The organism is Thiothrix sp. UBA5583 (genome assembly GCA_002425225.1).
Taxonomy (GTDB): Bacteria; Pseudomonadota; Gammaproteobacteria; order Thiotrichales; family Thiotrichaceae; genus Thiothrix; species Thiothrix moscowensis.
Genome location: DILV01000003.1, coordinates 1 through 18,418 on the forward strand (window position 1 = coordinate 1; position 18,418 = coordinate 18,418).

Here is an 18,418-nt window from a genome sequence, read left to right on the forward strand (position 1 = left end):
GCATCACTTCCGGTCACACCCGACCAGTTCTATTGATCAAGTCAGGTTGATTAGCGGCATTTCATTAGTTTTTATTATTTAAATATTCTGTATTGGATTTGTTTTTCTTATAAAAAGATTTGCAGCCTTGTTTAATAAGCAGTTTCTGCTGGTTGCAGCCTATCATGAAAAAATGCTTGCACTGTCGTGTCATCTGGCTATAATGCGCTCCTTCAACGGCAGGCGCGTAGCTCAGTTGGTTAGAGCACCACCTTGACATGGTGGGGGTCGTTGGTTCGAGTCCGATCGCGCCTACCATTCTTGATTACCCCTAATATAACCATGTGACTCCTCGTATAGGTCACCACTGGAGTAAAATTATGCCAGTCATTACACTCCCTGATGGAAGTCAACGTTCTTTCGCTGAACCCCTTTCTGTTCTTGCTGTAGCCGCCGATATTGGTGCAGGTCTTGCCAAAGCCACACTGGCAGGCAAAATTGACGGCCAATTGGTTGATGCTGCTCATGTCATTGATCGTGATGTGGCACTGAGTATTGTCACTGCCAAAGACACAGAAGGGCTGGACATCATCCGCCATTCTTCCGCCCATCTGATGGCACAGGCAGTCAAACAACTGTTCCAGGATGTGCAAGTCACGATTGGGCCGACCATCGACAACGGCTTCTACTACGATTTTGCTTCTCCGCGCCCATTCACACCAGAAGATTTGCAGGCGATTGATGCGCGGATGCAGGATCTGATCAAGCAGGACATCCCGGTCGAGCGCAGTACCCTGTCACGTGATGAGGCTATCGCCTTCTTCAAAGGTATGGGTGAGGCCTACAAAGCCGAGATCATCGAAAGCATTCCGGCAGGTGAAACACTTTCCCTCTATCGTCAGGGCGATTTCATTGACCTGTGCCGTGGGCCACATGTGCCTAGCACTGGGCGGATTCCCGCTGTCAAGGTAATGAAAGTTGCAGGCGCTTACTGGCGTGGCAACTCCAACAACGAGATGTTGCAGCGTATCTACGGTACTGCGTGGGCGAACAAGAAAGATTTGCAAGCCTACCTGACCATGCTGGAAGAGGCTGAAAAGCGTGACCACCGTAAACTGGGGCGTCAGCTTGACCTGTTCCACTTTCATGAAGATGCGCCGGGTGCAGTGTTCTGGCATCCAAAAGGCTGGTCGGTTTTTCAGGAACTGATTGGCTACATGCGCCAGCGCCAGCAACGTGCCGGTTACGTTGAGGTCAATACCCCGGATGTCATGGATCGCAGCTTGTGGGAAATCTCTGGTCACTGGTTCAATTACCGCGAGAACATGTTCACTACCAAGACTGAAGATGAACGTGTATTCGCCCTTAAACCGATGAATTGCCCCGGTTCCGTGCTGATGTTCGCGCAGGGGCTGAAAAGCTACCGCGATTTGCCATTACGCATGGCGGAATTCGGCAAGGTACACCGTTACGAGCCATCCGGTGCGCTGCATGGCCTGATGCGCGTGCGTCACTTCACCCAGGATGATGCCCACATTTACTGCACCGAAGAGCAGATGGCGCAGGAATGTAAGGATGTAGTCGCGCTGGTGCTGGACATTTACAAGGATTTCGGCTTTGACAATGTGCGCATCAAGCTGTCCACCCGCCCGGAAAACCGTATTGGTTCCGATGAGATCTGGGACAAGCTGGAAGGGGCACTGGCTGATGCACTGGAAAGCATGAATCTGCCATACACGCTGTTTCCCGGTGAAGGCGCATTTTACGGTCCTAAACTGGAATTTGTGCTGCGTGACGCCATCGGTCGTGATTGGCAGTGTGGCACTTTGCAGGTGGATATGAACTTACCGGAGCGTTTCGACGTGTCCTACGTGGCGGAAGACAACACCCGCAAACGTCCGGTCATGTTGCACCGGGCGCTGTTCGGCTCACTGGAGCGTTTTGTCGGCATCCTGATCGAACATCATGAGGGGCGTTTCCCGCTTTGGCTGGCTCCTACCCATGCCGTAGTGATGAATATCACTGACAAACAGGCGGATTTCGTGCAAACTGCCGTCAAGCAACTGCAACAGGCCGGCATCCGTGCCGTGGCAGACTTGAGAAATGAAAAAATTGGTTTTAAAATCCGCGAACACACTTTACAGCGTGTCCCTTACCTGTTGGTAATTGGTGATCGTGAAGTGGAAACGCAATCCGTGTCTATGCGCACGCGTTCCGGTAAAGACTTGGGCACATTCCCGTTGAATGAAGTCCAGCAGCGTCTGCTTGAAGAAATTGCCGCACGTAGACTCTCGTTGTCCGAATAAAGGAGGACTGAACTTATCGCTCTCGAAAAAGAACACCGTATCAATGACGACATCAATGTTCCAAAGATTCGTCTGATTGATAAGGAAGGGGAAAACAAAGGTGTTGTTTCCCTGCGCGAAGCCCTGGAAATGGCTTACGACGCCGAACTGGATCTGGTGGAAATCGTTCCTAACGCCAAGCCACCTGTCTGCCGTATCATGGATTATGGCAAATTCCGTTTCGACGAAAGCAAAAAAGCGGCGCTAGCGCGTAAAAACCAGAAACAGGTACAGGTCAAGGAAATCAAGATGCGTCCGGCAACGGACGAGGGCGACTACCTGATCAAGATGCGCAAGCTGAAAGAGTTTCTGGATGAAGGCGATAAGGTCAAAGTTACCCTGCGCTTTAAAGGGCGTGAAATGGCGCATAAGGAACTCGGTATGGATGTTCTCAAGCGCGTTGAAAAAGAGCTGGAAGAATTGGCAGTTGTTGAGCAATTCCCTAAGCTTGAAGGTCGTCAGATGGTAATGATGCTGGGGCCGAAAAAGAAGTAGGGGGAATTCTCCCCCACACCATCCTGTTAAGGTGAGGCACTCTTGCAGGATGTTTTAATCTACCTCTCGTTGAAGGAGACCAAGATGCCTAAAATGAAATCCAGCCGCGCTGCGGCGAAGCGTTTCAAAAAGTCGGGTAGCGGCTTGTTCAAACGCAAGCAGTCACATCTGCGTCACATTCTGACCAAGAAGTCCACCAAACGTAAGCGTCATCTGCGCTCTGGCGACAACTACGTTGTTGCTGCGGATCACGCTAACGTTCAAAAAATGCTGCCTTACGCATAATCAGGAGGACTTGAAACATGGCAAGAGTAAAACGTGGTGTAACGGCACGCGCCCGTCACAAGAAAATCCTGAAACTGGCAAAAGGCCATTACGGTGCGCGTAGCCGCGTCTACCGTGTAGCCCACCAGTCTGTCATCAAAGCCGGTCAGTATGCATTCCGAGACCGTCGCCAGAAAAAACGCCAGTTCCGTGCTTTGTGGATCGTGCGTATCAACGCTGGTGCGCGTCAATTCGGTCTGTCTTACAGCCGTATGATGAACGGCCTGAAGAAAGCTGGCATTGCGCTTGACCGCAAAGTGTTGGCTGATCTGGCAGTCCGCGACATCGCGGCGTTTGGTGCGGTCGCAGAAAAGGCAAAATCTGCCCTGGCTGCTTAATGGAAGAACCCCTCACCTCCTAACCTCCTCTCCCTCAAGGGGGAGAGGAGGAACAAAGAGATCCTCTTAGCCCCTCTCCCCTTGAGGGAGAGGGGTTGGGGTGAGGGGTAACACAGCCAATCAAGGCGGGGGAAGGTTTTATGCCTCTCCCCGCCTTTTGTTTTTTACCCAACCCCACTAAAGGAAACCGTCGTGCAAAGTTTGCTGGAACTGATGGGTCAAGCCCATGAGCAGATTGCGCAAGCCGCCAACCTCACCGCGCTGGATCAAGTACGAGTGCAGTACTTGGGCAAAAGCGGTCTGTTGACTGAGCAACTCAAGCAATTGGGTAAATTGCCGCATGAAGAGCGCAAAACCGCTGGTGCAGAAATTAACAATGCTAAGCAAGCTCTGACGTTGGCATTGGATGACCGTAAGTTGAGCCTGCAAGCGGAAGCCCTTGATGCACGATTGCAAGCCGAAAAGGTTGATGTCACCTTGCCCGGTCGGCGTATGGATACGGGCAGTTTGCACCCGGTCACATTGACGATCCAACGTATTACAGAGATATTCGCGCAACTGGGTTTCAGTCTGGCCGAAGGTCCTGAAATCGAAGATGATTTCCATAATTTTACGGCGCTGAACATCCCCGAATCACACCCGGCGCGGGCGATGCACGACACGTTCTACATGGAAAGTGGTTTGCTGCTGCGTACCCATACCTCATCCGTGCAAATTCGTCATATGCAACACAACCCACCACCGCTGCGTATCATTGCACCGGGGCGCGTGTACCGTTGCGATTCCGACATGACCCACAGCCCCATGTTCCATCAGGTGGAAGGGTTGATGGTGGATGAAGATGTCACTTTCGCTGATTTGAAAGGCATCCTCGACGCGTTCTTTAAAGCGTTTTTTGAAGTGGATGAATTGCCGACCCGTTTCCGGGCGACCTTCTTCCCGTTTACCGAACCGTCAGCGGAAACCGACATCCAGTGCGTCCACTGTGGCGGTGACGGTTGCCGTGTGTGCAAGGGCACAGGCTGGCTGGAAGTAATGGGTTGCGGCATGGTGCATCCGAACGTATTGAACAACGTCGGTATCGACAGCGAGAAATACACCGGCTTTGCCTTCGGTTTCGGGGTTGAACGGCTGGCGATGTTGCGTTACCAGATCAATGACTTGCGCGTGATGTTTGATAATGACGTGCGCTTCCTCAAACAATTCAGCTAAACAAAGCGGAGTAACCTTATGAAAGTCAGTGAAAAATGGCTGCGTGAGTGGATTGATACCCCGCTGCCACTGGATACCATTGCCGACAAGCTCACCATGTCTGGCTGTGAAGTGGAAGCCCGTGAAGCGGTGGCAACAGCTTTCACCGGCATTGTGGTGGGTCATGTGCTGGAGCGTGAAAAACACCCGGACGCCGACAAACTGAGTGTGTGCAAGGTCGATAACGGTCAAGGCGAAACCCTGCAAATTGTCTGCGGGGCGCAAAACGTGCGGGCGGGCATTAAAGTGCCATTGGCATTGATTGGCGCAGTGCTGCCGATGCCGGATGGCAACCCCTTGAAAATCAAGAAGGGCAAACTGCGCGGGGTCGAATCCTTCGGCATGTTGTGTTCATCCACTGAATTGGGGATGTCCGACAAGTCCGACGGTTTGCTGGAATTGCCGCAAGACGCGCCTGTGGGGGCAGACATCCGCGACTACCTCAAGCTGGATGATGAAGTTATTGAACTGGCGATTACCGCCAACCGTGGCGATTGCATGAGCATGATCGGCGTGGCGCGGGAAACCGCTTTGTTGCTGGATGTGCCGTTGACACTACCCGCTATTGCTCCGGTTGCCGCGCAACACACCGATACCTTCCCGGTTGAGGTTCAGGCGACGGATGCTTGCCCGCGTTACGCTGGGCGGATTATCCGCAACGTCAACCCGCAAGCAGCAACACCAGTGTGGATGCAGGAAAAACTGCGCCGTGCCGGAATCCGTAGCATTTCCGCGCTGGTGGATGTGACCAATTACGTATTGTTGGAACTCGGTCAGCCGATGCACGCTTTCGACCTCGACAAGCTACAAGGTCAGATCGTGGTGCGTTATGCGCGTGACGGCGAAACCCTGAAAATGCTTGATGGGCAAACCGCGACCTTACGCAGAGATACGTTGGTGATTGCTGACAGTGAAGTTCCTGTCGCCATGGCAGGTATCATGGGCGGCGAGCCGACTTCTGTTACCGACAGCACTTGCAACCTGTTCCTTGAAAGTGCGCATTTCCGCCCGGCGAAAATCATGGGCAAGGCGCGTAGCTATGGGCTGCAAACTGATTCTTCCGCCCGTTTTGAGCGCGGTGTTGATCCGGCTATGCCGTTGCAGGCGATGGAACGTGCTACCCAACTGATTCTTGACATTTGCGGTGGTGAAGCCGGTACAGTGGTTGATACGCTGGCAGATGCGGGTGTATTGCAACGTAAGGCTATCCTGTTGCGCCCGCAACGTATCCAGCGTGTGTTGGGTGTGGTGATGGATGACGCGACGGTGGAAGGTGTGCTGGCACGCCTGCACTGCGAAGTCAGCAAGAGCGATGCAGGTTGGCAGGTACAAGCACCGTTGGCACGTTTCGACCTCGCCATTGAGGAAGATCTGATTGAGGAACTGGCACGGGTTCGTGGCTACGATGCCATTCCGGCGGAATTGCGCCCGCGTGCACCCCGTATTACCCAGCCCAGCGAGAAAAGTGTGGGGCAGGGCAAGCTGCGTAACCTGTTGGTGGCGCGTGGTTATCAGGAGGCGGTGACATTCAGTTTCGTCGATCCGAAAATGGAACAGACGCTTGCGCCTGCGGCTGATGCGATTGCACTGGCAAACCCGATTTCTGCCGATTTGGGGGTAATGCGCAGTACACTTTGGTCGGGCTTATTGCGTTCAGTGGGCTATAATCTGAACCGTCAGCAGAATCGGGTGCGTTTATTCGAGCTGGGGCCTTCTTTCCATCAGGATGAAGCTGGTCAGCCGCAGCAGAGAACCATGTTGGCAGGGGTGATTACCGGTAATTTGTACCCGGAGCAATGGGGGCAGGTGAACCGTCCAGTCGATTTCTATGACCTGAAAGGGGATGTGGAAGCCTTGCTGGAACAGGTAACGGGTATGCAATTCCATTTTGCACCGGTGGCTCATGCTGCGTTGCATCCCGGTCAGTCTGCACAGATCATGACGCAGACCGATGTGGTGGGTTGGATGGGGATGTTGCATCCTAAACTGGAAGAACGCTTGGGTCTCAACCAGCCTGTGTATCTGTTTGAGCTGGATATGGCAGCACTGGCACTGCGGGAGTTACCGAAGTATCAGGCTGTTTCCAGATTCCCGGCAATCCGTCGCGATCTGGCGTTACTGGTCAGGGAAGATGTATTGTCAGTTGGACTGGAAAATGCGCTGAAAAAGGCGGCGATTCCACAACTAGTGTCCTATTATTTATTTGATGTCTATGCTGGCAAAGGTATACCAGAAGGTCAGAAGAGCGTCGCTTTGAGCTTGATTTTGCAGGATTTTTCGCGCACTCTTGAGGACGCGGAAATTAACCGGATTGTAGATGCGATTATCGCTTCACTTCAGGAGGAAGTGGGCGCGGTGTTGCGATAAAACAGGGAGAAAGTGCATGACAACAACATTGACCAAAGCGGATATGGTCGAACATCTGTTTGAAGAACTGGGCTTGAACAAACGCGAAGCCAAGGATTTGGTGGAGATGTTTTTTGAGGAAATCCGTGATGCTTTGGAAACAGGTAAAAACGTGAAACTGTCAGGGTTTGGCAATTTCATGCTGCGTGACAAGACGCAACGTCCGGGGCGCAATCCAAAGACAGGGGAAGAAATTCCGGTAACGGCTCGCCGTGTGGTGACGTTCCGGCCTGGGCAAAAGCTCAAACAGCGGGTAGAGGAATATGCAGGAAGCGCTGACGCCTAACAGCCAACTGCCTCCCATTCCGGGCAAGCGCTATTTCACCATTGGAGAAGTTAGTGACTTGTGCGGGGTAAAAACCCATGTGCTGCGCTATTGGGAGCAGGAGTTTCCTTCTCTCAAGCCCATGAAGCGGCGTGGCAACCGGCGTTATTACCAGCGCGAGGATGTGGTGCTGATTCGTCATATCCGTGGTTTATTGTATGAGCAAGGTTATACGATCAGTGGTGCACGCCAGAAATTGCTGGATGATGCGCACACGCCGCCACAACCAGCCCTGCCGTTGGAGCCAATTGTTGTCAATGGCAATGATGTGGCTCCCATCGTGCAGGAACTGGAGCGGATTCTCTATATCCTCAAACACTGATTTGCCCTTGAGCTTGGGTAGTGGTTGCGGTAGACTTGCCCCTCTTTCGGTCGGAGCGTAGCGCAGCCTGGTAGCGCACCACTCTGGGGGGGTGGGGGTCGGAGGTTCGAATCCTCTCGCTCCGACCATTCAACCATTTCAGGTTGTATCAGGATACCTCAAAAGCCCTTGCAGGCCGCAATCTGCAAGGGCTTTTGTGTTTGCTGAAAACAAAGAAGCCCCTCGCTGATAGGGGCTTCTTGGGATTATCTGCGTTGACGTGCTGTTTTAGAACGGAATATCGTCATCAAAATCTTCAAAGCCGCGATCCTGCACAGGTGCATTGCTGCCGCCGGAATTGCTTTGCTGACGAGGAGCTGGTGTGTCTTCATAACTGCCAGCGCTCATACCGCCACCGGGGCGACCGCCCAGCATCTGCATCTCGTTGGCAATAATTTCCGTGGTATAACGGTCTTGTCCATCTTGTCCCTGCCATTTACGGGTACGTAGACTGCCTTCCACATAGACTTGCTGGCCTTTGCGCAAATATTCACCGGCAATTTCCGCCAGCCGTCCGTAAAAAACAACCCGATGCCATTCGGTGGTCTCTTTTTTTTCACCAGTCTGCTTGTCTTTCCATTGTTCGCTGGTAGCAAGACTGACATTGGCAATGGCGCCGCCGCTGGGCATGTATTTGACTTCTGGGTCGCGTCCCATGGTTCCAACCAAAATGACTTTATTGATACCTCGTGCCATGTTCTATCCTTCCTTTTATGATCTCCCGAATTCTACGCTGAAGTAGCGGAAAATGCACGGAGCGCACTTTCGTCCAGATTTTCCTTGTCGACTTTCAGATAAGCGACACATTCTTCACTAGCAATGGCTGCTTCCTTGACACCGGGAACTGCCAGCAATGCCTGATATAAGCGTTCCTTGTCGGAAAACAGCAAAGGGTCAATTTTCAGTACGCGACTGGTATGGAATGCCGGTTGTGGCAAGCGCCATGCCAGCAGCAACCATGCGGCAACAATCAGGGCGCTGAAAACAAATACACCGCTGGTTCCCCATGCATGATTAACTACCCCACCCAGTACACCACCGGCAAAAATGCCCAGAAATTGCGAACTGGTGAAAATGCCCATCGCCGTGCCCTTGCTGCTGACATCAGAGTACTTGGCAACCAGTGAGGGTTGTACGGCTTCCAGAAAGTTGAAACCGACGAAGAACAGGAAAAAGGCTGCCAGTAACCAGGCAATATGCGCATGACCTAAGGCCATGCCCAGTTCGGCAATGACCAGAACCATCGTGCTGCCCAATAACAAGCTACGGATTTTCTGCTTTTTCTCGGCCATGATGATCAGGGGAATGGCGAGCAGAAACGAGCCAGCCAATACCGGCAGGTAGACTTTCCAGTGTTCGGTGCGGGGTAGGGCAAGGTCATGCTCGAAAATGGGCGGCAGCACCAGAAAGTTGGCGGTCATGACCAGATGCAGGATAAAAACCCCGGCATTCATGCGTAACAAGGCGCTATTGCCGAGTGCCTTGCCCAGATAACCTTCGATAATCCCGGCATCGCGGTGTTGGGTCGGGTGTTCGGGGGTCGGAATTGCCAGTACCACCAGCGCAATACCGGTGAGAGCCAGCAACATGGTGAGCCAGAAAATGCCGGGTACACCCGCGATTTCACTGACCAGTGGCCCCAGAATCATCCCGAGCATGAAGGACAGGCCAATGGTCATGCCGATGACGGCCATGATGCGGGTTCGGTTTTCTTCACGGGTCAAATCGGCTGCCAACGCCATAGTGGGTGCGGCAACAGCCCCCATGCCCTGGATAGCTCGCCCCAGCGCGATCAGCCAGACAGACTCTGCAAGAGCGGCAATGATGCTGCCGAGGGCAAATACCAGCAAGCCACCGATGATAACAGGCTTGCGACCTATCTTGTCAGACAGGATGCCAAGGGGAATCTGGAAAACTGCTTGGGTCAGACCGTAAATGCCAATTGCCAGACCAATCAGGAATGGGGTGGAATCCGGCAGGGTTTCCGCATACAGTGCAAATACGGGCAGAATCATGAACAAGCCCAGCATCCGCACGGCGTAAATGGCAGCTAATGACGCAGTAACGCGCCACTCCAGACTATTCATAAGCGCTTTGATACTCTACAGACCGGGGAAGGGGCATATCTTAGCGGTTTTTGCTGTTACCCCATAGCCCCGCCCGGTTGTGAGTAATGGATTTTAGTCCTGCCTGATGGCCATGACATCACAGGGAACCCCCTTGAGGGTGGCTTCTGCGGTGGAACCCATGAAACCCAGTACGCTCTTTTTGCCACTGTTGCCGACAATGACCAGATCAACGCCCTTGTCCTTGACAAACTGGATAATGGCTTCACTGGGCTTGCCAGTAGCATAGGTGGTTTCCAGAGCGGCATTGGCAGGCAACCCAACACTTTCTGCCAGTTGTTGTAGCTTGTCGATCGCTGTATCAACCTGTTTTTGCTTCATGCTGGGGTGAACTGGCAGCTTGTCCGTACCGCCGAAAGCGACATTGCCCAGTGGAACATCGCCCAGTACGTTCAACAGGGATAGTTTTGCGCCATAGAAGTTTGCTAGCTCATTGGCGCGGGTAACGATGGCATTGGTAATCCGGGTGAAGTCAACCGGCACAAGAATGTGTTCATAGGCTTTCATTGGGAACTCTCCCGCTAACTGGTGAAGCTCATCATGTCTTGGTTTGGCTTGCGGCAGAAATGATCCAGATCAACAGTTTGTTGAATGATGCCAGCTTTCCGGTGTAAATGGATGTTGTGTGGCGACTCCGTTACACTGGGAGGGCTATCAGAGAGAGGAGGGAACAAACGTGGGCATTCGTCCAAAACTATTGAATTATCTGCGTTATACGTTATTAGTCTGCTGTTGCTGGCTGGTAGGGGGCAACGTTGTCATGGCAGAACCTGCTGGGCTGGCTGCTATCCAGGCTGTCGCCAAAGGCACGGATGACAGCTTCGATTTCGGGGAAGATGGCAGTCTGTCAAGCGAGGAAGCCTTTGCGCTGGGGCAACCCGTACTGGATGAAGATACCTTGCGTATCCAGTGGGTGGTTGCGCCTGAGCATTACCTGTACAAGGACAAATTCTTGTTCAAGGTGCATGAGGCCAAAGGCCTGACGGTTGGGGAACCGCAATTGCCCAGTGGCAAGGTCAAGCAGGATGAGTTTTTCGGCACGATCGAAGCCCTCTACGACCTCGCAGAAATCCGTCTGCCAGTGCAACGCACCGAATCCGGCAAGGCAGGCAGCTTTGTGCTGGAGCTGGGTTGGCAAGGGTGTGCGGAAAATGTGTTGTGTTACCCGGCAGAGCTGAAAGCCTTCAAGGTCAGTCTGGCTGCCCCCAAAGCGGGGGAACAGACGGGCAGTGTGAGCTGGGAAGAAACCACCCCACCGATCCCCGTGGCTTCGGCTGTGCAGGCAGGAGACACTTTTGTTTCCGAACAGGATCAGGTAGCAGCAACACTTGCTAGTGGCAACACCTTGCTGACCTTGCTGGGTTTCCTCGGCTTTGGGTTGTTGCTGGCGTTTACCCCGTGCGTCTTTCCGATGATCCCGATTTTGTCCGGTATCATTGTCGGGCAGAAAGATCTGACACCCCGCAAGGCGTTTTTCCTGTCGCTGGCTTATGTACTGGCCATGGCGTTGACCTATACCGTGGCGGGGGTGCTGGCAGGGATGTTTGGGCAAAACTTGCAAGCCATGTTCCAGAACCCATGGATATTGGGGGTATTCAGTGCCATCTTCGTGCTGTTAGCTTTGTCGATGTTTGGTTTTTATGATTTGCAGATGCCATCTTCCATCCAGACACGCCTGAACAATGTCAGTAACCGGCAGGAAGGTGGCAGTCTGATTGGGGTCGGTATCATGGGCGCATTGTCCGCCCTGATTGTTGGCCCCTGTGTGGCAGCACCCCTGGCAGGAGCACTGATCTATATCGGGCAAACCGGTGATGCATTGCTGGGTGGTATGGCATTGTTTGCCCTCAGTATCGGCATGGGCATTCCCCTGTTGCTGGTGGGAACCTCGGCCGGAAAATGGTTGCCACGGGCAGGCATGTGGATGGATGCGATCAAGGGCGTGTTTGGCGTTATGCTGCTGGCGGTTGCCATCTGGATGCTGGAACGGATTTTGCCTGAATCAGTGGCATTGTTACTGTGGGCGGCATTGTTCGTGATTTCAGCGATGTTCCTCGGTGCACTGACGCACCTGCCGGAAGACAGCAGTGGCTGGCGCAAATTCTGGAAAGGAACCGGCATATTGCTGCTGTTGTACGGCAGTTTGCTGATGGTGGGCAGTGCAACCGGCAGTGGCGGCTTGTGGCAGCCCTTGAAAGGCTTGTCGCTGGGGCAGGGTGGTGGTGCAGCGGAAGCAGCCTTGCCTTTCCAGACTGTGAAAAGCCTGGAGGAATTGCAACAGTCGGTCAAGGATGCCAAAGGCCAGCCCGTCATGGTTGATTTCTATGCTGACTGGTGTGTGACCTGCAAGGAGATGGAAAAGTACACTTTCCCTGACCCTGCGGTACAGGCGCAGTTGCGCAATGTGATTTTGCTGAAGGCCGATGTTACCGAAAACTCGGCGCAAGCCAAGGCATTACTGGCGCATTTCAAGATTCCGGGGCCGCCTGCCATCCTGTTTTTCAACAAGGATGGCACGGAGTTGCGTCAGTTCCGGCAAGTCGGTTTCATGCCTGCTGCCGCGTTTGCTGCGCACGTCAGCAAGGCTTTGCAATAAGGTTTATTCCATCAGCTCGACCGGGATGCCATGCCCGGTCAGCACTTCCCGGCGGTGTTGCAGGTAACGCTGGAATTCTGGCTGCCATTGGTAAGCACCCGAAATGACATAATCCATCGCGCCGTGAATATGGAATGCCTTGAAATAGGCTTCGGCGCGGAACACTTCCTTGCCATCAGCCGCAAAGAACAACAGGCTGGGGCTGTACTTGAGGTCTAGCGTTTTGGCCCATTCCGCCAACTTCATATCCTTGCCATCCGGGGTCTGGATACTGGTGTCTGCATCCGGGTTGGCGATGGCTACATCAAGGTTACTGAGGCTAAAAGCCAGTTCCTTGCGCTTGAGGATGTCATTGAACAGCTCATCGCAAGTATCGCAATCCTGCTGGGCGAAAATTACCATCAGCGGGCGTTTGCTGTCCTTGCGGGCTTCCTGCAAACGTAACGGGGCAGGCAGGCTGCCGGGCAAGGTGTAAGTTTTGTCGCTGGTTTTGACCTTGCCTTCCGCTTTGAGTTTGGCGTAGTAGTCCTTGAAGCTGCCTTGCTGGTCATGTTTGCCGGACACAAAATCCAGTGCCAGATCAAACTTGTCGGGGGCGTAATAGCCATTTACCCTCAGTACCACTTTGCCGCCTTCATCCAGGAACAGTAAGGTAGGGGTGTATTGCACCTTGAGGTCAGCCGAAAAAGCTTTTTCTGTCACCTGTTTACCGTCAAGATTGGTCACTTCTCTGTCGCCCCACATGTTGATGGCAACCACATCGAAATGCTTTTGGGTCTTGTCAGCAATTTCCTGTTTCTCGAAATTGTCTTTCAACAGTTTGGCACAGTAGGGGCAGCCATCCTGATAGAAATACAATACCACCCGCTTGTTAGCAGTAGTGGCTTCCTTGATGTCGTCACGGATGTCGAGAAACGACTCCTTGAACCATTTGGGTTGTTCGTGATGGCCGGGGTTGACCAGCCCTGCATCCAGAGCAGCGGGCTGGGATGCAGGTTGCGCAGCATGACCCCAACCACTTGCTAGCAGCAACACCAGTGGCAGCATGTATTTCATGAAAATTCTCCTCTCTCCTGTTGTTTAACCGTAGCGACCATCAACACGCGGTTTGATCAGCATGGGTAAATATTGCCATAAAAACAGGGAGAAAGCGGTAATCCATAGCAATTGTGCCGTCAAAATCCATTCCCCGTAAAATTCGGGAACCAGCCAGATGTTGAGGACACGGATGAAGGCGGCACTGAACAGCAACAGGAATACCACGATCAGGATTTGGGGTGGGTCGAACACATTCCGCCCGGTATGCCCCAGTATTACCCGCGCCATCATGCCCACGGTCATCATGCCGATACCGCCAACCGCAAACGCATGTACCCCAATCCAGGGGGAAATGCTAAATGCTGTTGCCAGAAACTTGAACAGGAAACCAGCCACCAGCCAGCCATAGGCCATGTACAACACCCACAACAGCGGCTTTTCCCAAATATTGGGGTGATACCAGCCCATCATGCGAAAGGCGTGGAAAGGCATCTGTGCCAGTGCCAGCAATGCAGCCAGGAACGCAGCGGTGGTGTTGCCGGTTGCCAGCGCCACCAGGTCGGCAAGCACAAACACCACAAACAGGATCAGGCTGAAACGGTCAATCCACACATCATTCTTGGCTTCAAACGGGCAGCCCACCCCGCGCTCGATGAAAAAGGGAATAACTCGCCGCCCCATCGTGAAAATCAGTGCAAGGATGATGTAAAAACCCGCATACAGCCCAACCTGTACACCCGCAGGCCAATAACCGGATAAACCCAGATAGAACACCAGATTGGCGGGTATCAGGAGTGCTATCTTGCCCACCAGTGCCATTTGTTTCCATTGCTTGCTCTTTATGACCGGGCGGGCAATTTCATAAGTTAGCCACAGCAGGAACAGGGTATCCACCAACGCTGCTAGCGGCAGTATCCCGCTGAATGGCGATACCCGAGCAAGCAGCCATACCAGTGCCAGAATCAGCAAGGGTTGACGGTGGATGGTCTGAATGTTGGTCCAGTTTTTGACTGCTGTCAGCAGGAAACCAGCCGCAACTGCCACGGCGTAGCCGAATACCATTTCATGCGCGTGCCATACATTTGCCGGGTAACTGACAGGTAGCAATGCCCAGGCGAAATTATAGATTCCCAGCCACAAGACCATACCAATAACGGCAAATATTGCGGATAAAAGGAAAAAGGGGCGGAACCCCAAGTGGGAAAGGGCATACTTGCCAGTGTAAGGCTGTTCAATGGTTAGCATCATGATGACATCCGTGTTGATAAATCAGATTTGGGACTCAGGCGGTGATTTTACGCTGCATTACAAGAAAAACGATAGCATGAATGCTGTTATAAGCCGTTTGCGTTCCAAGGCTTCAAGCAACGTTGGAAGACTGCTAGTATCGCAGTCCGACAGACAGCAACGTGCGGAACATGATGAGTAATCCTTGCCCCTGCGGCTCAAACCTTGCCTATAACCAGTGCTGCCGACCTTACCATGACGGCAAGGCAGCACCGACTGCCGCAGCACTGATGCGTTCGCGTTACAGTGCTTATACCTTGCGCAACGGTGCTTATCTACACCGCACGTGGCACGGCAGCACCCGCCCGAACAAAAAAAGCCTGTTGCAGCTTCCACCAACCGAATGGCTGGGTCTGGAGATTGTACGCACCGAAGCCGGTGGCACGCAGGACGAACGTGGTATGGTCGAATTCATCGCCCGTTATCAGGAGGGTGAGCAGACAGATGCCTTGCATGAATCCAGCCGGTTTGTGAAAGAAGCAGGACGCTGGTATTACGTGGATGGCGACTATGAGCGCAGCCAGTAAGCCACAGCAATCACTATCCCAATAGAAACCACCAGCCAGCGCAAGGTGGTAGGGTTGATTTTTCCCGCCAGTTTGCCGCCCAACATCCCGCCGAGTAGCGCACCAACAGCCATGATGGCAGCGACCGACCAGACGACCTTGCCGGAAAACAGGAAAAATACGGCTGCTGCTATATTCACACAAAAAGCTACTGCTTGTTTGAGCGCATTCAGACGGGTCAGGGAGTCATCCATAATCAGTGCCAATGCTGCCAGTACAATCACGCTCAAGCCAGCACCGAAATAACCACCGTAGATGGCAGCTAGCAGGATCAGGGGTATAATCCAGAAGATCGGAATACCTTGTGCTTCATGTTGTTGCAAGCGTTTATTCAACCAGTTTCGTACCGGATTCTGCACTGCTAGCAGCACGGCAGCCAGCAGGATCAGGAAAGGAACCAGTGACTGAAAAACCTTTTCTTCGGTGTTGAGCAGCAGTATTCCGCCCAAAATGCCGCCTGCAACCGCAGCAGGCACGACCAGCCACAAGCGCTGGGTCTGGGTGCGAATCTCAGAAAACTGGGCAAGGGTCGCACCGAAATAACCAGGGCACAGGGCAACGGTACTGGTGACATTGGCCATGACCGGCGGGATGCCGATTGCCACCAAGGTTGGAAAAGTGATCAATGTGCCACCACCTGCCAGGGCATTGATACCGCCCGCTGCCAGCGCAGCCAATACTGCCAGCAGATACTCAATCCAGCCTAGTTCCAGCCCGCTCAGCATCAGCAATATCCTCGTTACAGGGAAAAGTGGCTAGTGTGGCAGGTCGCGGGCGTATTCGACAAGGGCTGTTTCAATACGGTGAAAGGCTTCAGGCTTTTGGGCAGAGCCGGGGAAACTCTGATAAATTAGGTGTTTTTCCTTGCCATCCACACGGGCTTCCACATGCTGGGCGTAATAGCGTTGCCCGGCTTTGGCTCCCCCGATCTTGTCAGCTTTGATACCAAAAATGCCGCTTTCGTTGGCGACGGCATAAAGGTTGTCGAGGTCTTCCTTAGGCAGTGCCATGCTAATGGTTTTGAGGTCGCTTTCCCTCCAGCAAGGGCTACTTTGTACCCATTTGGCACAGCGGTTATTGCTATCTGCGAAGTAGGTGTAGCTGAGGATGCCGTTTTCTAGGGTTATTTCTGAGTAAAAACTTTCTCCGGTGGCAAGAAAACGCAGGTAGAGTTTGCGGTCAGGTGTGGTTTGCCGGGTAAACGAAGGCACGCTGGGTTTGGCAGGTTTTGCGGGGGGGGATAAGGTGTCAAGTTCAACAGGTTTGAGGGATTGAGTAATGTTTTCGGCAGGTTTGGCTGGTACAGGCAGTGATGGCTGGATTTCCTGCGGAATGATGACAGTTTCATCATTACCAGTAGGGGTATCGGCAGCAGCTTTGCTGGGGTTGGTGGTCTGGTTCATGGGGGCAGGCTCCGGTGGTGGCACTGCCGGTGGTTCGGGTGATGAGTCACACGCAGATAACCCTGCCAGCAGGCACACCAGACAGATCAAATGGATGAGGGATGCTTTCATCCCCTGAATTTAGTCCATCTGCCCGCACTTTACCGGGGCAGGCATGACGGATGGGCAGGCAATCAGGCTTTCTGCATGACCGGATGCAGGCGCTTGATCATTTCCTTGAAAACTTTGGGATTGGCAGCAACGACATCGCCGGTAATCATGTGGTTATTATTGCCGTGCATGTCGCTGATCAGTCCACCCGCTTCCTGCACCAGCAGTACACCGGCAGCCATGTCCCATTCGTTGAGGCCAAATTCCCAGAAACCGTCAAAGCGCCCGCAGGCCACGTAAGCCAGATCCAGTGCCGCAGAACCAGGGCGGCGTACCCCGGCGGTATCAGGCAGCAGGGCTTTCATGGTTTGCAGGTAGAGGTCAAGGTTCTGATTGGCACGGAAGGGGACGCCTGTACCCAGCAGGGCATTGTGCATGGTGGTGCGTTCGGAGACGCGGATACGTCGTCCATTCAGGGTTGCGCCTTCACCACGAGCAGCGCCAAAGGTTTCATCGCGCAGCGGGTCGTAAACCACGCCAACTGCCAGACGGCCTTTGTGCTTGAGGGCAATGGAGACTGAATATTGGGGAATGCCGTACAGGAAATTAGTGGTGCCATCCAGCGGGTCAATGACCCACTCGTAGTCACTGTTGCTGCCGGTTTTGCCGCTTTCTTCACCGAGAAAGGCGTGATCCGGGTAAGCACGTTGCAATGCCCGCACGATGATGTATTCGGCCTGCTTGTCAACTTCGCTGACAAAATCGTTGTGATCCTTGTTCTGGACATCCAGCTTGTGCACTTTGTTCGAGTAGTGGCGGATAGCCTCACCTGCCTGGCGGGCAGCGTCAGTGGCTTTTCTGAGCATAGGATGCATGTGTAAGGAACTCCGTTTCGGGTCTGGCTACGGGGGCGCTAGGATAGCATATTCGCCGCAGGCATGAGAAAGGAAAATGTGCAGATTCCAGCATTTTACAAAAAATGCAAAAAGTTCCAGCAAAAAAAGTTATTAGCAGGACAAATAGAATCTAGTGGCAATTTAATGTATTTCCGCTAGATTTAGTAGGCATAAGGAAGGGTTAGTTAAATTAACAGGAAACGGGGGCAAGGAGATGCCGCTATGCGATTTAAGAGATTGCGCTTTTTTAGTGCTGCCATGATGGCTACTGTTGTGTTGATTGGTTCTGTATCCGTAGTTAATGCGGCGATTGCAGAGGAGCCGCGTGCAAATGTGACTCTGGTAGCCACCATTAACAACGGACCTGCCATGCGCCCTGTACGTTGGACGCTTTATCGTTTGGAAAATAACAGCCCGGTGTGGGTCGATTCATTTCGTCGACACTCTGCCACCATTCCGCTCAAACCTGGGCGTTATCGTGCAGAAGCCAATTTGAATAACGTTAACCGTTCACGGGTGTTTGATGTCAGTACCCGCTCCAACAGTAGTGTTGTGGTGGCGATGGACTGATTCAGTGTCTGCAAGGAATAGA

The 18,418-nt window shown here is 53.0% G+C and carries 19 protein-coding genes and 2 tRNA genes; 13 read left to right on the forward strand and 8 right to left on the reverse strand.

Annotation, left to right across the window (positions count from 1 at the left end; genetic code table 11):
* Positions 1–220: 220 nt before the first annotated feature.
* The 10 genes from B2U47_RS00295 (at position 221) to B2U47_RS00340 (ending at position 7,913) form a co-directional block, all read left to right on the forward strand.
* Positions 221–297: transfer RNA gene (locus B2U47_RS00295), tRNA-Val, on the forward strand.
* Between the two features lie 62 nt (positions 298–359).
* Complete coding sequence (gene thrS / locus B2U47_RS00300; protein ID WP_296674760.1) at positions 360–2,285, forward strand: threonine--tRNA ligase; 1,926 nt, start codon at positions 360–362, stop codon at positions 2,283–2,285.
* 15 nt (positions 2,286–2,300) lie between these two features.
* Complete coding sequence (gene infC, locus B2U47_RS00305) at positions 2,301–2,819, forward strand: translation initiation factor IF-3 (RefSeq protein ID WP_296674767.1); 519 nt, start codon at positions 2,301–2,303, stop codon at positions 2,817–2,819.
* A gap of 84 nt (positions 2,820–2,903) precedes the next feature.
* Positions 2,904–3,104: a 50S ribosomal protein L35 gene (gene rpmI / locus B2U47_RS00310; protein WP_296674758.1), complete on the forward strand. Its 201-nt coding sequence runs from the start codon at positions 2,904–2,906 to the stop codon at positions 3,102–3,104.
* A gap of 17 nt (positions 3,105–3,121) precedes the next feature.
* Positions 3,122–3,481, forward strand: coding sequence for a 50S ribosomal protein L20 (gene rplT, locus B2U47_RS00315; RefSeq protein WP_296674755.1), 360 nt, complete (start codon positions 3,122–3,124; stop codon positions 3,479–3,481).
* 192 nt (positions 3,482–3,673) lie between these two features.
* Complete coding sequence (gene pheS, locus B2U47_RS00320; RefSeq protein ID WP_296674753.1) at positions 3,674–4,693, forward strand: phenylalanine--tRNA ligase subunit alpha; 1,020 nt, start codon at positions 3,674–3,676, stop codon at positions 4,691–4,693.
* Between the two features lie 18 nt (positions 4,694–4,711).
* Entirely contained in the window at positions 4,712–7,099 is a 2,388-nt protein-coding gene (gene pheT, locus B2U47_RS00325; protein ID WP_296674751.1) for a phenylalanine--tRNA ligase subunit beta, read from the forward strand.
* Between the two features lie 16 nt (positions 7,100–7,115).
* Entirely contained in the window at positions 7,116–7,424 is a 309-nt protein-coding gene (gene ihfA / locus B2U47_RS00330; RefSeq protein WP_296674748.1) for an integration host factor subunit alpha, read from the forward strand.
* Positions 7,402–7,785, forward strand: a complete 384-nt coding sequence (locus B2U47_RS00335; RefSeq protein ID WP_296674746.1) for a MerR family transcriptional regulator — start codon at positions 7,402–7,404, stop codon at positions 7,783–7,785. Before ihfA ends, B2U47_RS00335 begins: the two co-directional genes overlap by 23 nt.
* Positions 7,786–7,836: 51 nt before the next feature.
* A tRNA-Pro gene (locus B2U47_RS00340) sits at positions 7,837–7,913 on the forward strand.
* A 139-nt stretch (positions 7,914–8,052) separates the two neighbouring features.
* Here the strand turns inward: B2U47_RS00340 and ssb are convergent.
* From ssb to B2U47_RS00355, 3 genes are all read right to left on the reverse strand, one after another.
* Complete coding sequence (ssb, locus tag B2U47_RS00345; protein ID WP_296674744.1) at positions 8,053–8,520, reverse strand: single-stranded DNA-binding protein; 468 nt, start codon at positions 8,518–8,520, stop codon at positions 8,053–8,055.
* 32 nt (positions 8,521–8,552) lie between these two features.
* Positions 8,553–9,911 carry an MFS transporter gene (locus tag B2U47_RS00350; RefSeq protein ID WP_296674741.1) on the reverse strand — a complete coding sequence of 453 codons (1,359 nt, stop codon included), beginning with the start codon at positions 9,909–9,911 and terminating at the stop codon, positions 8,553–8,555.
* A gap of 93 nt (positions 9,912–10,004) precedes the next feature.
* Positions 10,005–10,457, reverse strand: a complete 453-nt coding sequence (locus B2U47_RS00355) for a universal stress protein (RefSeq protein ID WP_296674738.1) — start codon at positions 10,455–10,457, stop codon at positions 10,005–10,007.
* A gap of 253 nt (positions 10,458–10,710) precedes the next feature.
* On the opposite strand from B2U47_RS00355, the gene dsbD reads away from it, so the two are divergent.
* Positions 10,711–12,546, forward strand: coding sequence for a protein-disulfide reductase DsbD (dsbD, locus tag B2U47_RS00360; RefSeq protein ID WP_296674736.1), 1,836 nt, complete (start codon positions 10,711–10,713; stop codon positions 12,544–12,546).
* Between the two features lie 3 nt (positions 12,547–12,549).
* On the opposite strand, the gene B2U47_RS00365 is transcribed toward dsbD, so the two are convergent.
* Complete coding sequence (locus B2U47_RS00365; protein ID WP_296674734.1) at positions 12,550–13,602, reverse strand: thioredoxin fold domain-containing protein; 1,053 nt, start codon at positions 13,600–13,602, stop codon at positions 12,550–12,552.
* A gap of 24 nt (positions 13,603–13,626) precedes the next feature.
* The gene (locus B2U47_RS00370; RefSeq protein ID WP_296674731.1) at positions 13,627–14,832 is read right to left on the reverse strand and encodes an NnrS family protein; all 1,206 of its coding nucleotides are present in this window, start codon (positions 14,830–14,832) and stop codon (positions 13,627–13,629) included.
* Between the two features lie 170 nt (positions 14,833–15,002).
* Here B2U47_RS00370 and B2U47_RS00375 point away from each other — a divergent pair, with 170 nt between their 5' ends.
* A complete protein-coding gene (locus B2U47_RS00375) occupies positions 15,003–15,398 on the forward strand; it encodes a YchJ family protein (RefSeq protein ID WP_296674727.1) in 396 nt (131 codons plus the stop codon).
* Here the strand turns inward: B2U47_RS00375 and B2U47_RS00380 are convergent.
* From B2U47_RS00380 to B2U47_RS00390, 3 genes are all read right to left on the reverse strand, one after another.
* The gene (locus B2U47_RS00380) at positions 15,380–16,162 is read right to left on the reverse strand and encodes a sulfite exporter TauE/SafE family protein (RefSeq protein ID WP_296674725.1); all 783 of its coding nucleotides are present in this window, start codon (positions 16,160–16,162) and stop codon (positions 15,380–15,382) included. The genes B2U47_RS00375 and B2U47_RS00380 overlap by 19 nt on opposite strands.
* 30 nt (positions 16,163–16,192) lie before the next feature.
* A complete protein-coding gene (locus B2U47_RS00385; RefSeq protein ID WP_296674723.1) occupies positions 16,193–16,951 on the reverse strand; it encodes a hypothetical protein in 759 nt (252 codons plus the stop codon).
* A 62-nt stretch (positions 16,952–17,013) separates the two neighbouring features.
* Positions 17,014–17,805 (reverse strand): inositol monophosphatase family protein, encoded by a 792-nt coding sequence (locus B2U47_RS00390; RefSeq protein WP_296674721.1) that lies wholly within the window; start codon positions 17,803–17,805, stop codon positions 17,014–17,016.
* A 243-nt stretch (positions 17,806–18,048) separates the two neighbouring features.
* Here B2U47_RS00390 and B2U47_RS00395 point away from each other — a divergent pair, with 243 nt between their 5' ends.
* The gene (locus B2U47_RS00395) at positions 18,049–18,396 is read left to right on the forward strand and encodes a hypothetical protein (RefSeq protein WP_296674719.1); all 348 of its coding nucleotides are present in this window, start codon (positions 18,049–18,051) and stop codon (positions 18,394–18,396) included.
* Positions 18,397–18,418 lie beyond the last annotated feature (22 nt).

What these genes read in the sequence shown, in the direction of transcription:
- thrS (WP_296674760.1), top strand. Translation starts at nt 360, where the DNA reads ATGCCAGTCATTACACTCCCTGATGGAAGTCAACGTTCTTTCGCTGAA.
- rpmI (WP_296674758.1), top strand. Translation starts at nt 2,904, where the DNA reads ATGCCTAAAATGAAATCCAGCCGCGCTGCGGCGAAGCGTTTCAAAAAG.
- rplT (WP_296674755.1), top strand. Translation starts at nt 3,122, where the DNA reads ATGGCAAGAGTAAAACGTGGTGTAACGGCACGCGCCCGTCACAAGAAA.
- pheT (WP_296674751.1), top strand. Translation starts at nt 4,712, where the DNA reads ATGAAAGTCAGTGAAAAATGGCTGCGTGAGTGGATTGATACCCCGCTG.
- ihfA (WP_296674748.1), top strand. Translation starts at nt 7,116, where the DNA reads ATGACAACAACATTGACCAAAGCGGATATGGTCGAACATCTGTTTGAA.
- B2U47_RS00335 (WP_296674746.1), top strand. Translation starts at nt 7,402, where the DNA reads ATGCAGGAAGCGCTGACGCCTAACAGCCAACTGCCTCCCATTCCGGGC.
- ssb (WP_296674744.1), bottom strand. Translation starts at nt 8,520, where the DNA reads ATGGCACGAGGTATCAATAAAGTCATTTTGGTTGGAACCATGGGACGC.
- B2U47_RS00350 (WP_296674741.1), bottom strand. Translation starts at nt 9,911, where the DNA reads ATGAATAGTCTGGAGTGGCGCGTTACTGCGTCATTAGCTGCCATTTAC.
- B2U47_RS00355 (WP_296674738.1), bottom strand. Translation starts at nt 10,457, where the DNA reads ATGAAAGCCTATGAACACATTCTTGTGCCGGTTGACTTCACCCGGATT.
- dsbD (WP_296674736.1), top strand. Translation starts at nt 10,711, where the DNA reads ATGGCAGAACCTGCTGGGCTGGCTGCTATCCAGGCTGTCGCCAAAGGC.
- B2U47_RS00365 (WP_296674734.1), bottom strand. Translation starts at nt 13,602, where the DNA reads ATGAAATACATGCTGCCACTGGTGTTGCTGCTAGCAAGTGGTTGGGGT.
- B2U47_RS00370 (WP_296674731.1), bottom strand. Translation starts at nt 14,832, where the DNA reads ATGATGCTAACCATTGAACAGCCTTACACTGGCAAGTATGCCCTTTCC.
- B2U47_RS00375 (WP_296674727.1), top strand. Translation starts at nt 15,003, where the DNA reads ATGATGAGTAATCCTTGCCCCTGCGGCTCAAACCTTGCCTATAACCAG.
- B2U47_RS00380 (WP_296674725.1), bottom strand. Translation starts at nt 16,162, where the DNA reads ATGCTGAGCGGGCTGGAACTAGGCTGGATTGAGTATCTGCTGGCAGTA.
- B2U47_RS00385 (WP_296674723.1), bottom strand. Translation starts at nt 16,951, where the DNA reads ATGAAAGCATCCCTCATCCATTTGATCTGTCTGGTGTGCCTGCTGGCA.
- B2U47_RS00390 (WP_296674721.1), bottom strand. Translation starts at nt 17,805, where the DNA reads ATGCATCCTATGCTCAGAAAAGCCACTGACGCTGCCCGCCAGGCAGGT.
- B2U47_RS00395 (WP_296674719.1), top strand. Translation starts at nt 18,049, where the DNA reads ATGCGATTTAAGAGATTGCGCTTTTTTAGTGCTGCCATGATGGCTACT.